Below are 15,732 nucleotides of genomic sequence, written 5' to 3'. Positions count from 1 at the left end.
TGCCAGTCCTCCCAGACTTCCAATGTAATGGAATATATTCCATATTTTAGAGGCTAGGCTTTTGTCGGTTGTTGTCAAACCATTTCTGCCGATCCAGTGGCATTGATGCTTGGGCCAATGCACGTCGATCCCTCTTCGCCAAGCTGCTTCGGGGCGCGGAGGTTCGCCCGGTTAAGACCGGCCCTGATGGCATAGAACAGCGTGCCCACGCCTACACTGCCGTGAAGCTTGGCGTTGCGCTTCGGTTGTGGAGCGGCGCCGCGTCCGCAGTCCCTGATCCGGTGGAGCTGATGCCTGGACCGCGGCTGATCTCGATATCGCCAGGCGACATGGCCTGCGTCTGGTCTTGCTGCCATGACCGAGCTCGCCGAGATATATTGTATATATATACTTAAATTTATGTGCATCGTAAAAGCAACTTCATGAATAGAGGATAGTTTGATAATTGATCACCTCCGTAGGTCGCATGGGGGTGCGGTGTGGTCGTGTCAAGTATCTTTCCCGAGATGCAACAGATCGGTACGAATGGCTCAAAAGTACAGACTCTCAATTATTCAGTCTCAGGTGATACGGACTCTGATAGCTTTAAATCTTGGCAACAGCTTCTGGCGTCGCTGTTCAGGGTGACGCGGCCGTTTCATCGGCGAGAGCATGGTTTTTTCGCCTCGCTGACCGTTTACCACCTAGGATTGGCGCTGGTTCTGCACGGAAAGAGCGATGCCGTGCGCTACTCGCGATCCGATGCCTGGACCCTGCGCGATGACTTGGATCATCTTTTCATCCATGTCTGCAGCCAGGGCGGCGGCCATCTCAGGCGCGCCGGCGAGAACAGGCGACTGAACCATCTCGATGTCGGGATCGTCGACCTGGCAAGCCCGCTCGATTTCGTCGCCTATGCCAGCGAAAGCGTAAGCCTTGTGTTGCCGCGATCGCTCCTGTCGCCGACCACCGGCGAACTGGACAGACAGCATGGCCGCATTCTGTTGCGGGACACCCCGGTTGGCGGTCTGCTTGGGCAGCACATCATGACCTTGTGCCAGACGGCGCCACGGCTATGGCTCCACGAGGCGGTGGCGCTCGCTCGGGTGACGGCGAACCTGGCCGACACATGCCTGGGCATCGGCGCCGTCTCGTATCCGGCGCCCACGACGACGTCTCACGGCGGTCTCATGCGGTCCATCCGAGGTTACATCGAAGCGCGGTTGCATCGGCCGGAACTGGCGCCCGAAGAAGTGGCCTCAGCGTTCCTCATTTCGCGCAGCCAACTCTATCGGTTGTTCGAGACATCTGGCGGCGTCAGGCACTACATCAGCCGCCGCCGCCTTCGCCGCGCGCTGCTCGACATCTGCAGCCCGGCCCTTCGCCATAGGCGTATCGGCGACATCGCCTACGATCTCGGCTTCAGGAATGAGGCTCATTTCAGCCGGATCTTCCACGACGCCTTCGGCAGTTCGCCCCGTGCTGCACGCGCTGCCAGCAAGCGCGGCGATGCTGAATGGCTCGCGGTCGCCTCTCCCGCACCGGGCGGTAATCAGCTGGAGCATTGGCTCAAAGAGTTGATGGCTGGGTGACCTACCCACAGGCGCCTCGCGGTGGAGAGCCAGCAGAGCTTGCTGGGACAGACAGACATGTTTTTGGGACGCCAGCCGGAGGACGGGTCTCCGAAATTGCGACAGATTATATTTAGCGGCGTGGCGGAAGGTTACTTAAAATACTACGAAATATTCTTGGAGTTCCAAGAGTTTCGTGGGAGCGCGCTTCGCGGCGATTTCTGTTGTGTCTGATTTTTGTCAACCATAGTTCCAGGAGGCCAAAATGGCGAAGCTACACATCTACAAGAAGGTCGGGAATACATGGACGAAGATCGCCAATGGTGACGGCACCGTCAGCACCGACGAGCCGTTCACGGTTACCTTGTCGTCAGGGTCCGTCACCAGCGGAAACACCTACGACATCAGGCAAGGCCAGTCGGTGACCGGCGACCTGTGCAATTGCACTGCGGTCAACGGCAAGAACGCGACCTTCAGCGCGGCGGCGGCCGACGAGGTGGAGACCTACGAACGGGATGTCGCACGGCAGAGCCTGGCGAGCTTCTACGCGGCCCTGGACGCGGTGTCCAAGGCAGTGACAATCCTTGTCGATCTCGATGACCTGGCCACGCTCAAGACCAACAACTACGCCATGTGCTTTGCCAAGAAGGTCGCCTCCGGCAGCGACGGCGGCAGCTACAACGTCGTCTGGCAGTCGCTGACCAAATATGTCTACAGCACTGCCTTCTCGTGGACGCCTCAATTCTCGCTGTTCGGCACCAATGTCTTCGCCGACACGGTGACGGTCACGGCGACAACCAACCAGCGGGCGCTCGGCCTCGGCCAGCAATGCCTGCTCGACACGAACGGTATCCTGCAGCCGCCGGCGACCGGCGGTCCAGTCACCGGTGTCTCTATGCAGAACCAGTTCGGCCTGATCCACCCGGCGCTGAGCCAGATCTCGACGCTGAACGGCGTCCAGCAGACGACGCCGCTCTACGTGGCGCCCAGCGGCATGGTTCAGGGCTCGGTGACGCTGACCCCGATCGACACCGTGATGGTGTGGTTCCAGCAGGACATCGCCACCTCGACGATGTTCAGTTCGGCTCGCTCCATGTCCACCGAGATCGACCTCACCTCGACCAACACCGCCACCCGCCTCTACAAGGGCGGCCAGTGGTCGACCCCATCCTGACCTGCAAAGACTCCCGGGCGGCGCTCGTCGCCCGGGAGGTCTTTCGCGGCAATGCAATACCCCCTCCCCATCGTTCGGCGCTCGTCGCACCTGTCATGAAACCATCATGCTGTTGTCATCGCGCTGAAATCTCATTGCCCCAAACGAGGACCGCAATTCCGTTCAGGCAAAGAGGTTTCCCATGTCACGCAAGCTCCTGCTTTTGACGTCCGCGCTGGCGGCGTCCGCAGCCATCCCCGCTTATGCCGACCAGGCGTTCAACCGGATCGCCACCTTCCCGGTCGCAACCAATCTGCCGGCTGGCGTCGACGCCGCGACCCTGACCTCGTCGGAGATCATCGCCGCGACCGAAGACGGCATGACGCTGGTCTATTCCGACAGCCCGCTCGGCGCGGTCGGCTTCATCGACATCACCGACGCCAAGGCGCCGAAGGCTGCCGGTATCGTCAAGATCGAAGGCGAGCCGACTTCCGTCACGGTCCTGGGCGGCAAGGTCTTCGCCGGCGTCAACACATCGAAGACCAAGCAGGAGCCTTCGGGCAACCTGACCGTTATCGACCTCGCCTCCAAGGCAATCGACGCCTCCTGCGATCTTGGCGGCCAGCCGGACTCGGTGGCGCTGAGCAAGGATGGCAAGTTCCTCGCCATTGCGATCGAAAACGAGCGCGACGAAGAGCTGAACGAAGGTGCGCTGCCGCAGCTGCCGGCCGGCAATCTGAAGATCGTCTCGTTGAAGGACGGTACCGCCGCCTGTGCGTCGATCAGGACGGTCGACCTGACCGGTATCGCAGCGGTTGCGCCGGAAGATCCGGAGCCGGAATTCGTCGCCTTCAACGAAGCTGGAGAGATCGCCGTCACGCTGCAGGAAAACAACCACATCGCCATCGTGGATGCAGCCTCGGGCAAGGTCGTCTCGCATTTTTCGGCAGGCGAAGTGACGTTCGAAAACGTCGATACCAAGAAGGATGGGGCGCTCAGCTTCACCGGCAAGGTCGAGAACGCTGTGCGCGAACCCGATGCGGTGAAGTGGCTCGACAATGATCGTCTCGTCGTTGCCAATGAAGGCGACTACAAGGGCGGTGCGCGCGGCTTCACCATCTTCTCCAAGTCAGGCGAAGTGCTCTACGAGTCCGGTCCATCCTTCGAATACCAGGCAGCTGCTGCCGGCCACTATCCCGACGGCCGCAACAAGAAGGGTATCGAGCCGGAAGGCCTGGAGTTCGCTCAGTTCGGCGGTGAGAAGTACATCTTCGTTGCCGCCGAGCGGGCGTCGCTGGTCGGCGTCTACAAGGACACCGGCGAGACGCCGGAATTCGTCCAACTCCTGCCCTCGGGTGTCGGCCCCGAGGGCCTCGTCGCCATCCCGCAGCGCAACCTGCTGGTCACCGCCAACGAGACTGATCTCGTCGAGGACGGCCTCGTCCGTTCGCATGTCATGGTTTATGAGCTCGGCGAAGGCGCCGCCAATTATCCGCAAATCGTGGCCGCTCTCAAGGAGGACGGCACCCCGCTCGGCTGGGGCGCTCTCTCCGGCCTCGCCGCCGATCCAAAGGAAGCCGGCAAGCTCTATGCGGTGTCGGATTCGGTCTACCGCTCGGCGCCGGCGATCTTCACAGTCGACACGACCAAGACCCCTGCCCTGATCACCGCAACGACCGTCGTCACGCGTGACGGCAAGCCGGCGCAGAAGCTTGATCTCGAAGGCCTGGCACCGGATGGCAAGGGCGGCTTCTGGCTCGCTTCCGAAGGCCGTACCGACAAGCTGACCCCGCACGCCATCTTCAACGTCAACGCCAAGGGTGAGATCAAGGAAGAGATAGCGTTCCCGGCCGAGCTGCTGGCGCACGAGACCCGCTTCGGCCTCGAAGGCATCACCACGCTTGGCGAAGGCGACGACCTGACCCTGGTCATGGCGATCCAGCGCGAATGGGCAGACGACCCCAAGGGCCAGGTCAAGCTCCTGGCCTACAAGCCCAAGGACAAGGAATGGTCGGCGGTCCGCTATCCCCTCGACAAGACCGAGAAGGGCTGGGTCGGCCTGTCGGAAATCACCGCCCATGACGGCAAGCTGTTCATCGTCGAACGCGACAATCTGATCGGCCAGGAAGCTGTCAACAAGCGTCTCTATTCGGTCGCGCTCGATGGCTTCAAGCCGGCCAAGCTCGGCGGTGAGCTGCCGGTGGTGGCGAAGACGCTGGTGCGCGACCTGGTGCCGGATCTCAAGGCCGCGACCAACGGCTACGTCGTCGACAAGGTCGAAGGTTTTGCCATCGATACGTCGGGTGAGGCCTTTGTCGTCACCGACAATGACGGCGTCGACGACTCTTCGGGCGAAACCCTGTTCATTCGTCTGGGCAATATTGCAGCGGTCAACTGATCGGATGACGTCAGTCGAAACGAAAAAGCCGCGGCATCGATGCCGCGGCTTTTTCTGCTGTCCGGCGTTGCGGAGGCTGGATGGTGTTCGTTCAATCGATCTGCAGGACCAGCGCCGGATGCAGCTTCTTCAGGTTCGGCAGCGACTTCGACTGCCATGGGATCTCGGAGCTGCCGCGCACGACGAGTTGCACATCTGGGTGTTTGCGCACCTCGATGGTGAACTTGGCCAAAAGGTTGATGCCGGATGAGTTGAGAAACTCGAGGTCGGTCAAGTTGAGTGTCATCGTCTCAGGCTTTTCAGCCAGAATGGCGGTCATGACAGCCAGCACCGGCGCATAGGCTTCGGAGCCGGCAAGCCGCATGGAGCCGTCGAAATAGACATCGCTGTTTTCGGTCCAGACGCGATAGTCATCGGTTCTTACTTCCATGTGCGCCTTCATTCTTTCCTAGTGAGCCTGCGAGATCGGGATCGTGGCATAGGTCTCGACGTGCACTCGGTTGCTGGACTCAACCGGGCTGAAAATCCATGCCAGTCGGGCGCCATAGTCGCTCATCAGCGTCAGCAATCCAAGCCCCGAGCCGGTAGCATCGGGATCAGCTGCATTCGCCTCGATCTGCTGGATCAAAAGGTCTCCCGGATCTCCTATGGTAATCTGGGAGAGAAGCTTCTGAAACGTTATCGCGGTCTTGTCTGCCACGACGTTGGAAACCTTCACCTTGAAATTGTTTGAGTCCATCGATGCTTCGACGATGATCTCGCCCGGCTCGCGAAACTTCACGGCATTCTCGATCAGCTCGTTGACCAGATATCCGATGCTGTGGCGCACTTCCTTGTAGTCGTTTCGCGACGCGTGGAAGGGCAGCGCGAAAAGATCAGCGATGAAGTCCGAAGTCGTTGCGCAGTGGTGCCATTTCAGGTCCAGCGGCCCGTCAAACAACCTGACGCGGCTGATGTTGTCCCGCATGCCCATCGCAATGTCGGCCGGTCCATACATAGTTGTCATGTGCTCACCTGTGCCTCATGACGACGAGTGTAATGTCGTCGTGTATCTTCCGTGTGCCGATATACGCCATCAGGTCGTCGACAATTCCGCTCTTGATCTCTTCCGCGCTGCTACCGTAGCGTGATCGTGCACTTTCGCTGAGCCGGTCGAGGCCGAACAGTTTGCCGCCCGTTCCTTCAGCCTCGGTCACGCCGTCGGTGTGAAGAATGATGACGTCGCCGCTGCTGAACGGGATGTTGCGAGTGGCGACAAACGGCGAGATGTCCCGTTCGAGGCCAACCGGCAAGCCCAGGTCGAGCGTGTCGATCCGTTCGACCTTGCCGCCGTCGCGGACGACAAGCACCTCTTCATGCTGACCCGACAGAACCAGGCGCTCGTCTTCATAGTCGAGGAAGGCCAGTGACAGGTGCTTGTCGGAGTTGGTGCGCTCCAGGTTCTTGAAGATGGCGCGGTTCAAGCGGTCGAGGAACTGGCGAGGATTGTCCTCGCCGGTCTCCTGCAGCGCGCGTGCCACCGACTGCACCATCAGCATCAGCACGCCACTCTCGAGGCCGTGTCCAGTGACGTCGCCAATGCCGATCTTCAGGCGGTGCCCATCCTGTAGGACGTCGTAATAGTCGCCGCCGACCTCGTCTGCCGGCCGCATATAGGCCGCGATCTCGATGCCCGGGATCAGCGCCAGTTCGCGTGGCTTGGGCAGCACCATCATCTGGATCTGGCGCGCGACGTCGAGTTCGGCGCCGAGCCGCACATTTTCGCTGCGCAGCTTTTCGTTGAGCGTCGAGATTTCGACATTGGCGTCTTCGAGATCCCTGGTGCGCGCGTCAACCAGCTGCTCGAGGTTCTCTGTGTGGAAGCTGATCTGCTCGGCCATGCGGTTGAAGGCCACACCGACCTCGCCCACCTCATCCTTCGACGGGATGTTGACGCGGACGGAATAATCCTTTGCCTGCAGCCTCCTGGCGCCAGCTGCAAGCGCGCTGAGGCCTGCCGTGATGCGCTTGGACAAGCCAAACACTGCGGCAAACACGATCATCAGTGAAACGATGATGGCCAGGAGCTGATAAAGCAGAATCCGGTTGGTCGCCTTCGAAATGCTGTCCTGCGCTGCAAACAGCGCAGCATAGATCTCGCGCTCGGGCACGACGATGCCGACCGACATCGCCTGTTTTTCGATAGGCCCGGTGGTCCATAGGTTTGTCGGCTTCAGCCCCTTCAGGACAACGATGTAAGGGACGTCCTCCCCGTCCTTCTGCAAGAGGACATGCTGAATCGCACCGTCATTGCTGCTGTCGAGGTCGAGGGTTGCGATCGCTGGTTGGGTGCTGGCACGCAGAGAGCGCTCGAGGCCGGTAACCCCGTCCGTGCCCTTTTCATTTGAGGAAACCAGCCCGATCGTCGCTTCGCTCTTCGCGTTGATGGCGACCACATTGCCGTTCGGCATCGTGAGGAAGCCGAAACCCGTTTCGGCGATCTTGACGTTCTCTACGATCTCGGCGAGCTGGTCGAGGGTGATATCGGCGCCGGCGGCACCTGCCACGCCCGTGCGGTCGCGCGTCCACAGCGGATGGAAAAAGCTGACGATCAGCTTGCCGGTGATCGCGTCGGTATAGGGCGCGGTCTGGGTGATGTCGTTGTCAGGGATGAAACGCGACGCCGGATCGAGCGCCCATTTCTGCCACGAGCCATAGATGCCGGGGAAAAAGAACTCCCAGAATTCCGAATTGTTGTGGCCGGGATAGAGGCGATCGAAGGTCTGGGCCTGGTCCGTATAAGGCGCCGTCCTGAAGATCGGGCGCTCCTTTGGGCCAATGTAATACATCTGCAGCTTTGACGAACCGCTGGTCAGCAGGCTCGGCGCGACGAGGTCGAGCACCGCGCTGTTTTCAATCTCATCCTGGACCGCCGGCAGCGGCTTGTGGTCGGGGCCAAGCAGGTAACCCCAGACGCTGACCACCGAAGGTGCGCCTGGCAGGTTCTGCGCCCACTGTCCCTTGGTGTCATAGACCACATTCACCGAGGCTGCGGCCTGGTTTGCCAGCGTGGCGCCGACCTGCTTCTGCCGGTCAGGGTCGTCGATCTGCCCTTGTATGACGCCGGCAAGCGTCTTGACGTCGGCATGGACCCGGTCGAGCAACAGGTCGACCCGCGACGCCGTCGACTCGGCATAGGAGCGGATATACTCCTGGTTTGCCGTCGTCAGGCCGGCGCCGACCTCGGAGGTCGCGTCCTGGGACAGCCGCTGCACGTTCCACAGCGCCAGGCCACCGCTCATCAGCAGGTCGAACAGCACTGCTCCGCCCACCACCAGCACGAACTTCGCGCGGAAGGAATGCAGTCCGAAACGAGGGGTGTCCTGCATGTCCGTGCTCATAGTGGCTTCTGCCCTGAGGCAGCCCAGATTGGCCAACCGGCATACCCCTTCGGGTGGAGGGCGGCCGAGATGTGGTCCTTGAACCCTTGCCTGAACTGCTTGATGAACTCGCTGGAATCGCCGCGCTTGACGGCCATGTCGCCGGCATAGACGTCTTCCCATGCCGCGATCATGTCGGCAAAGTCCTTCGGATCGCCGTCGAGATTGGTGACCATGAACTGTTCGACGCGGATGTCGTCGAAGCCAGCATCGGCCAGATAGCGCCGGCTCTTGGGCCCGAGCTCGACGTCCATGTCGAAATGTTCGAACAGTTTGGCTACCTCGTTGTAGGTCCAGCGGATGCTTTCGCCGCGTGGTTCGCCCAGGCAGTGCGAGTTCTTCTCATTGGTGATGTAGACCCGGCCACCCGGCTTGCAGATCCGGAACAGCTCCTTGAGGATTTGCGCCGGACGATTGAAGATCTGCAGCGAGTGCCGGCAGGTGACGAGATCGAACTGGTCGTCATCGAGCAGCATCTCGGAGGCATCGCCATAGGTGTATTCGATGCCGGTGATGTCGAACTCGCTGGCGACGTTGCGGGCGTAGGCCAGGCTCGACTTGGAGTGATCGAGGGCGACGATCCGCGACGGTTCGAACTCCTTCTGCACCAGCACCGCGAAATCACCGATGCCGCAGCAGATGTCGGCCATGACGATGCCCGGCCGCATGCCGTGACGCGGCAAGATAGAGCGTTCGTGACGCCAGGTCATCTTGGTCTGGGTCCGCAGGATGGGAATGAACCCACCCTCTTCCAGGAAGCTCTGGCCGGGGTAGAACTCGCTGTCATATTCCTCGACGGTGATACCCGGCTCGATCTTGCTGAGACGGCCGAATTTGCGCGTCGTCCAGCCGACGACGCTGGAGGTAATGACGACAAATCTCAGGTCCGGCCTGACCCGGCAGGCGTCGATGATGACGCGTGAAAAGGCATGGAACGCAGTGTTGTTCATCTGCGCGAGGCGTCTGACGTTGATGTAAAGCACGCCGCGGACGCTTTCGATGGATTCTTTCAGCAGGCCCAGGCTGGGCGCCAGCTCGTCAATCGTTTGCGGGCGTACCGACCCGGCAAGCGAGAATTCCTGGTTGTTCAGGTCGAAATGCGCCTTGAAGCGCCCTGAAATACTGGAAGGGGCAGGGTGCGCAGTCAATTTGCCAGGCCCCCGAGCGGGAGGTCGACAACGATTGTGACCGTATCGCCATCAACCTCTTCAAGCCGAAGCGTGGCGTTGTAGTTGACGGTCAGTTCGAGAAGCATCATGTCGCGGCTAGGCGCGACATCGCCTGAAAGCGAACTCAGGTAACGTGCCTGCCGGTCGGCACCCTGGACCCGCGCAATGGCAGCCTCCAGGAAGGTGTGCTCTTCCCGGCTGCAGGCAAACGTCAACTCGATTCGGTCGGTCTCGCCCAAGCGAGACAGCCTGCACTCGAGTGCTCCCCCAGAATGACGCGTCCTGAAAGTGACCTCCAGCAATTCATTCAGTGCGGACGAAAAGAGATTGGAGAAAAGAACGGAGTCTGGTCTGTTATGGCTGATAGTACGCGCAAGGTAACTCGAAATGTAGTCGCAATGCGCCCAATTCGAAAGGAAAGATGCGATCTCCATGTCGACCTGGATCATCGTGCGAAAACTTGGTTCCGCATTCGCATCTTTCGTAGGCATGTCACCCTCTTACCGTTCTGGCCGTGCAACAGGGTTGCTCGGCTTATCTGCGGTGTCCGGCCCGAAGTCGGTGCGCCGTCACACTATGCGTATGTATGGCCTTCTTCGCTTGCCCCGTCGAGGCAAGCTTGCAGGGTGTTGCCTGTCGTCATGATCGGTCTTGTTCTTGCGGCGCCTTCTGTTCCGCCGGCGGGCGGTCCGCAAACTCACCCGTCGCGTCCGCCCCCATCGGCCGCCCCAGGAAGTTGCCCTGCAAGCAATCGCAGCCCTCTTCGATCAGCCAGTTTGCCTGGCCGGCCGTTTCGACCCCTTCCGCGGTGACGCTGATACCCAGGCCGTGTGCCAGGCTCATGACGGACCGGACGATGGCCTGGCTCTTGCGGTCGGCTACCAGGTCCTTGATGAAATACTGGTCGATCTTCAGCGTGTCGAACGGGAAATTCTTGAGATAGCTCAGCGACGAGTAGTGCGTGCCGAAGTCGTCGAGGGAAATCCGGATCCCCAGGACGTTCAGCGTGTTCAGCGTGTCGAGGTTGTCGACTGTCTGCTCCAGCAGCACCGTTTCGGTGATTTCGAGCTCGATGCGGTCGGCGCGGATGCCGACCTTGTCGATGATGTGCGCCACGGTGTCCGTGAGCGAGCCACTCAGGAACTGCGCCGGCGACAGGTTGACCGCGACGTTCATGGACGATGGCCAGGTCATTGCCTGGCGGCAGGCCTTCTCGAGCACCCAACGGCCGATGTCGTCCATCAGGCCATCGGCCTCGGCGATCGGAATGAAGACGTTGGGCGGGATGAGGCCAACCTCGGGATGGTGCCATCGCAGCAGCGCCTCGAACCCGACTACCGTCGATGGCGGGCGGATGAGCGGCTGATATTCGAGATAGAGTTCCTGCCGTTCCAGGGCCATACGCAGGCTTCGCCTAAGGTTCTCCCGTTGCTCCAGAAGCAGCATCATCGAGCGATTGAAAGTGCGGGCACAGCCACGGCCGTCGCGCTTGGCGGCGTAGAGGGCGATGTCGGCCGCCTTCATGAGCTCCTCGCTCTCGGCGCCGTGCTGCGGGCCGAAGGCGATACCGACACTCGCGCCGACAAACAGCGGGATGTCGTTGATGACGAAGGGCGCCTTGAAGGAATCGACGATCGCCTGAGCCAGCCGTTCGGCCGCCATGGGCTGCTGCTTGTTGGCCTGGATCACCGCGAACTCGTCGCCGGCATATCTGTAGGCCGCATCGCCGTCCTGGAGCGCGCCGCGGATTCGATTTGCCGCCAGCTGCAGCAAGGTGTCGCCAGTGCCATGGCCAAGCGTGTCGTTGACCGACTTGAAGTCGTCGAGATCAATCTGCAGCAGCGCCGACTTGTCCCGGGAATCGCCGCTTTCCGCCAGAACCTCGTCCAGGCGCTCGCTGAAGCGGCGGCGGTTCTGCAATCCGGTCAGCGCATCATGTGTCGCCTGATGCTGCAGAAGTTTGACGCGATCGGCTTCCTCGGTGGCAGCGCGGCCGTCATGACCGGTTTCCGCTGTCTCGATGATGCCGACGCCGTCGGCCATTCCGAAACAGAAAACCACTCCCGCCGGCTGGCCCGACAGCGCCTTGAGCTTGATTCGCGTCGACGAGCCATCGCGCGCGGCGAGCTGCATTGCCGCGCGAAGCTCGTTTTCGCCAAAGTTCGGATAGATCTCCCACGCCACCGCGCCCGGGGTCATGGCGTTTCCGCGAATGCTTTTCAGTCGGGCCGAGCAGTCGGTCAGCCGGAATTCGTGGTCATAAAACGATACGAGATCGGTGGTGTTGGCGAGGAAACCTGAAAGGCGGGCATCGCGGGCCGTTGATAGGTTCGAGGACGCAGGCCCTCCGCCTCTCTTGCCCCCAGACTTTGGATACGCAAACCAATTCCAAAAGCGGTACAAGTCCGCATCTCCTTACCGCATGACGTAAAGTTAGCACAGCGGAACAAGGGCTTGCAAACACTCGGCGTGCGAACTCCACAACCATCCATTGGTGTCAGTGATTGCCGTACACTCATCTAACAATCACAGCATGGCGTGATGCTGTGGTCGCGAATTGCCGCTTCCAGATCACAAAGCAGGAAGCTGGAAGGAACTGTTAACCACTGGCTTCCTATTGCTCGGGGGACGTTTCATCAGCGAGTCTTGAGCATGGGAAGCACGCGTTTGCCTCGAGTGAATTTTTCGAACCAAGTCTCGCACAATGACGGCCAGAATCGCCCGGAAAGCAAGGCAGACGGAACGCATGTGGCTTCGCCGGCCGATGGCCCCGGCTGGCAGGATTATTTCTTCCTCGCGCCCAATGTGCGCTTCACCCGCACGCCGGATTACGATGCCGCCAAGCGCCAGGCATATGAAGCGGCGGAGGCCGCCCACAATGAAGCCCAGGCGAACGCCGCCGGCCTCCAGCCGCTGACGGCCGAGCGCGCGGCAGTTGTCGCACCTGTCGCAGTTCCGGCAAGACCGGCGACCGTGACGACGGGGGCCCAGGTCATCGAGGCCTTGCAGGCGCAAATCGCAAGCAGGATTGCCGCGCCGGTTCCACAGGCGCCCTCGCCCGTACGACAGCCCGTTGCAGCAGTGAACTCCGCCAACCCGCCAGTGCAAGCCGCAGCCAAGCTGGCCGGCGCCGGTGAATATGCGGCGGCCCAGCCCAAGAAGGCTCGGTGGTCCTATCTTTCCGATCACGCATTTTTCGAGCTGATGGCGCCGAGCACATCGGACGGTCCGTCACCGGTAGCCGCGGTTGCTACCGCCCGCCCCGCGCCGGTGCCGGTGCGAGTTGCGCCGGTACCTGTTGTCGCCAGGCAGGCCGAGATTGCCGCAGCCGAAATCACGGCGCTGTTCAGGGTCATCGAGTGCATTCCGACCCAACAGGTCAACACAGCGCCTGCAGCACCTGCCAACTCCAATGAGGTGAAGATCGAAGCTCCCACGATTGCCGAACGCGCTGAGCTCGCGTCGGTCGTCGCTGCCACGCCAGAACCAGTCACCATCGCCGAGCCGACGGCTCCCCTTCGCGCGGTGTCGCCATTGCCTCTGATGGGCAAGATCGTGCCGGCGACCACCGGCGATGCCTACGAATTGCCCTCAGAGGAGTTGTTGCAGCTGCCGCCGGCAGGCCAGGGCTTCTACATGTCGCAGGAGCGGCTGGAGCAGAACGCCGACCTGCTGGAAAGCGTTCTCGAGGACTTTGGCGTGCGTGGCGAGATCATCCATGTTCGCCCGGGCCCTGTTGTGACGCTCTATGAATTCGAGCCGGCGCCGGGCGTCAAATCCTCCCGAGTCATCGGTCTCGCCGATGATATCGCCCGCTCGATGTCGGCGATCTCGGCCCGTGTCGCGGTCATTCCCGGCCGCAACGTCATCGGCATCGAACTGCCCAATGAGACGCGCGAGACGGTCTATTTCCGCGAGCTGATCGAGTCGGACGGCTTTCGCAACACTGCGTGCAAGCTGGCGCTCTGCCTGGGCAAGACGATCGGTGGCGAGCCGGTCATCGCCGAACTCGCCAAGATGCCCCATCTGCTCGTCGCCGGCACCACCGGCTCGGGCAAGTCGGTCGCCATCAACACCATGATCCTGTCGCTGCTCTACCGGCTGAAGCCGGAAGAGTGCCGCCTGATCATGGTCGATCCGAAGATGCTGGAACTATCGATCTATGACGGCATCCCGCATCTTCTGACGCCTGTCGTCACTGACCCGAAGAAGGCGGTCACCGCGCTGAAATGGGCGGTGCGCGAGATGGAGGACCGCTACCGCAAGATGGCGCGGCTCGGCGTGCGTAACATCGACGGCTACAACGAGCGTGCCGCGATCGCCCGCGACAAGGGCGAAACGGTGGTGATGCAGGTGCAGACCGGCTTCGAGAAGGGCACCGGCGTGCCGCTGTTCGAGGAGCAGGAAATCGACCTTGCCCCGATGCCCTATATCGTCGTCATCGTCGACGAGATGGCCGACCTGATGATGGTCGCCGGCAAGGAGATCGAAGGTGCGATCCAGCGCCTGGCGCAGATGGCACGTGCCGCCGGCATACATCTGATCATGGCAACCCAGCGACCCTCGGTCGACGTCATCACCGGCACCATCAAGGCCAACTTCCCGACCCGCATCTCGTTCCAGGTGACGTCCAAGATCGACAGCCGCACCATCCTTGGTGAGCAAGGCGCCGAACAACTGCTCGGCCAGGGCGATATGTTGCACATGGCCGGAGGCGGCCGCATCGCCCGCGTCCACGGCCCGTTCGTCTCGGACGCCGAGGTCGAGCATGTCGTCAATCACCTCAAGGCACAGGGACGTCCCGAGTATCTCGAGACCGTCACCGCCGACGAGGAGGACGAGGTGCCGGACGTCGATGACAGCCCGGTCTTCGACAAGGGCTCGGTCGCTGCCGAGGACGGCGATGCAATGTATGACGAGGCGGTGAAGGTGGTGCAGCGCGACAAGAAGTGCTCGACTTCCTATATCCAGCGCCGCCTCGGCATCGGCTACAACCGTGCCGCATCTTTGGTCGAGCGCATGGAAAAGGAAGGCCTCGTCGGCGCGCCGAACCATGTCGGCAAGCGCGAGATCATGGCCGGTCGCCGTGACCACGCGCAGACAAATGACGATCAGGAGTGATCGCAGGCCTGGTTGAAAGACAGGGCGGGGTGAACCGCCCCGTCCTTGCTCGCGCTACTTGATGGCCTGCAGCTTGTCGATCGCGGCGGTGAAGCCCGCCAGCGACACCGGGATCGCCACCGCCTTGCGCGTGACCGATTCCATGCCGACGTTCAGATTGGTGCCTGCCTTCATTGCCGTGATCAATTCCGGCGTCAGCGGTGCCGCGGCATAGGCGCCGTTCTGGTCGCTCGTCTGAATCGCGACGGTCACCTTCTCACCCTGGTCGATCTGGTAGGACGCGCCGGAGGGCAGGAACAGGCCGTGCGGCAGCGCAAGCAGCATGGCCAGGCCGCCTTTGTCGTTTTCCTTGCGAATAGTGACCGTCAACACGCGTTGACCTGTCTTCGACTCGGTCAGGTTCTGCGACACCTGGCATTGTAGTTCGTTGATCGTCGCACCGCTGGCGCAGTTGACCGCCCAGGGGTTGGCGTCGGCCGGCTTGGCTTCGACTGGATTGGCTTCCTGCGCAAACGCGCTGCCGGCAAACAACAGTCCGATTGCGGCGGCCATCATGTTGATGATGCGACCTGGCTTTGTTGTTCGCGTGAACGTGGAGCGCATATTGCTTGCCTTTTCTGGGAAATCGACTTGGTGAACTGCGCGAAACTTATGCGCAAACAAGCATATTAGGTGTTGCTTGACGGCAACATCTTTGTTTTTTGTGTGTGTACACGCGTTGGTAGCAAAGACTCCTCTTGCAAGTGCCGGGCATTGGCAGATCAATCGCAGCAACCAAGAACGCCCCCCTTGGATGGATGATCTATGCATTCGCGTTTGTTCCTGCCCGGAAACGCAAGACAAGCAGTATCTAATGTATCACCCGCGACCGCGACGCAAGTTTCGGTCGAGTATAGGCTGTCGCGCAGCGCTCGGGGCTTGT

11 protein-coding genes are annotated in these 15,732 nt (G+C 61.2%); 4 read left to right on the top strand and 7 right to left on the bottom strand.

Translation table 11 applies throughout. From position 1 onward, the window contains the following. The first annotated feature begins 506 nt into the window (after positions 1–506). The 3 genes from IG197_RS29430 to IG197_RS29420 all read left to right on the top strand — a co-directional run bounded on the left by IG197_RS29430 (position 507) and on the right by IG197_RS29420 (position 5,101). Complete coding sequence (locus IG197_RS29430) at positions 507–1,571, top strand: helix-turn-helix domain-containing protein (RefSeq protein ID WP_192320088.1); 1,065 nt, start codon at positions 507–509, stop codon at positions 1,569–1,571. 244 nt (positions 1,572–1,815) lie between these two features. Further along, a complete protein-coding gene (locus IG197_RS29425; protein WP_157097251.1) occupies positions 1,816–2,724 on the top strand; it encodes a hypothetical protein in 909 nt (302 codons plus the stop codon). Between the two features lie 181 nt (positions 2,725–2,905). Continuing rightward, positions 2,906–5,101 carry an esterase-like activity of phytase family protein gene (locus IG197_RS29420; RefSeq protein ID WP_192320086.1) on the top strand — a complete coding sequence of 732 codons (2,196 nt, stop codon included), beginning with the start codon at positions 2,906–2,908 and terminating at the stop codon, positions 5,099–5,101. Positions 5,102–5,192: 91 nt separating this feature from the next. Here IG197_RS29420 and IG197_RS29415 read toward each other — a convergent pair whose 3' ends face one another. The 6 genes from IG197_RS29415 to IG197_RS29390 all read right to left on the bottom strand — a co-directional run bounded on the left by IG197_RS29415 (position 5,193) and on the right by IG197_RS29390 (position 11,888). Further along, on the bottom strand, positions 5,193–5,531 hold the full coding sequence (locus IG197_RS29415) for a hypothetical protein (RefSeq protein ID WP_182574733.1): 339 nt from the start codon (positions 5,529–5,531) through the stop codon (positions 5,193–5,195). Between the two features lie 18 nt (positions 5,532–5,549). Further along, positions 5,550–6,107, bottom strand: a complete 558-nt coding sequence (locus tag IG197_RS29410) for an ATP-binding protein (RefSeq protein WP_067968307.1) — start codon at positions 6,105–6,107, stop codon at positions 5,550–5,552. Positions 6,108–6,111: 4 nt separating this feature from the next. Next, positions 6,112–8,469 carry a SpoIIE family protein phosphatase gene (locus IG197_RS29405; protein WP_371746574.1) on the bottom strand — a complete coding sequence of 786 codons (2,358 nt, stop codon included), beginning with the start codon at positions 8,467–8,469 and terminating at the stop codon, positions 6,112–6,114. A gap of 8 nt (positions 8,470–8,477) precedes the next feature. Then, positions 8,478–9,668: a class I SAM-dependent methyltransferase gene (locus IG197_RS29400; protein ID WP_182574728.1), complete on the bottom strand. Its 1,191-nt coding sequence runs from the start codon at positions 9,666–9,668 to the stop codon at positions 8,478–8,480. Beyond that, a complete protein-coding gene (locus tag IG197_RS29395; RefSeq protein ID WP_246670713.1) occupies positions 9,665–10,180 on the bottom strand; it encodes a ubiquinone biosynthesis methyltransferase UbiE in 516 nt (171 codons plus the stop codon). The genes IG197_RS29400 and IG197_RS29395 overlap by 4 nt, the downstream gene beginning before the upstream one ends. A gap of 148 nt (positions 10,181–10,328) precedes the next feature. After that, the gene (locus tag IG197_RS29390; RefSeq protein ID WP_246765440.1) at positions 10,329–11,888 is read right to left on the bottom strand and encodes a bifunctional diguanylate cyclase/phosphodiesterase; all 1,560 of its coding nucleotides are present in this window, start codon (positions 11,886–11,888) and stop codon (positions 10,329–10,331) included. A 453-nt stretch (positions 11,889–12,341) separates the two neighbouring features. Here IG197_RS29390 and IG197_RS29385 point away from each other — a divergent pair, with 453 nt between their 5' ends. Further along, positions 12,342–14,810, top strand: coding sequence for a DNA translocase FtsK (locus IG197_RS29385; protein WP_192320080.1), 2,469 nt, complete (start codon positions 12,342–12,344; stop codon positions 14,808–14,810). A gap of 54 nt (positions 14,811–14,864) precedes the next feature. Here the strand turns inward: IG197_RS29385 and IG197_RS29380 are convergent, their stop codons facing one another. Next, complete coding sequence (locus IG197_RS29380; protein WP_246765438.1) at positions 14,865–15,584, bottom strand: invasion associated locus B family protein; 720 nt, start codon at positions 15,582–15,584, stop codon at positions 14,865–14,867. Positions 15,585–15,732 lie beyond the last annotated feature (148 nt).

It is taken from the genome of Aminobacter sp. SR38 (genome assembly GCF_014843375.1).
Classification (GTDB): domain Bacteria; phylum Pseudomonadota; class Alphaproteobacteria; order Rhizobiales; family Rhizobiaceae; genus Aminobacter; species Aminobacter ciceronei.
The sequence above is the reverse complement of the archived record's forward strand: the minus strand, read 5'-3'. Positions and strand labels throughout refer to the sequence as shown.

Coding starts and splice junctions, on each gene's coding strand:
- IG197_RS29430 (WP_192320088.1), top strand. CDS start 507: ATGCAACAGATCGGTACGAATGGCTCAAAAGTACAGACTCTCAATTAT.
- IG197_RS29425 (WP_157097251.1), top strand. CDS start 1,816: ATGGCGAAGCTACACATCTACAAGAAGGTCGGGAATACATGGACGAAG.
- IG197_RS29420 (WP_192320086.1), top strand. CDS start 2,906: ATGTCACGCAAGCTCCTGCTTTTGACGTCCGCGCTGGCGGCGTCCGCA.
- IG197_RS29415 (WP_182574733.1), bottom strand. CDS start 5,531: ATGGAAGTAAGAACCGATGACTATCGCGTCTGGACCGAAAACAGCGAT.
- IG197_RS29410 (WP_067968307.1), bottom strand. CDS start 6,107: ATGACAACTATGTATGGACCGGCCGACATTGCGATGGGCATGCGGGAC.
- IG197_RS29405 (WP_371746574.1), bottom strand. CDS start 8,469: ATGCAGGACACCCCTCGTTTCGGACTGCATTCCTTCCGCGCGAAGTTC.
- IG197_RS29395 (WP_246670713.1), bottom strand. CDS start 10,180: ATGCCTACGAAAGATGCGAATGCGGAACCAAGTTTTCGCACGATGATC.
- IG197_RS29390 (WP_246765440.1), bottom strand. CDS start 11,888: ATGACCCCGGGCGCGGTGGCGTGGGAGATCTATCCGAACTTTGGCGAA.
- IG197_RS29385 (WP_192320080.1), top strand. CDS start 12,342: ATGGGAAGCACGCGTTTGCCTCGAGTGAATTTTTCGAACCAAGTCTCG.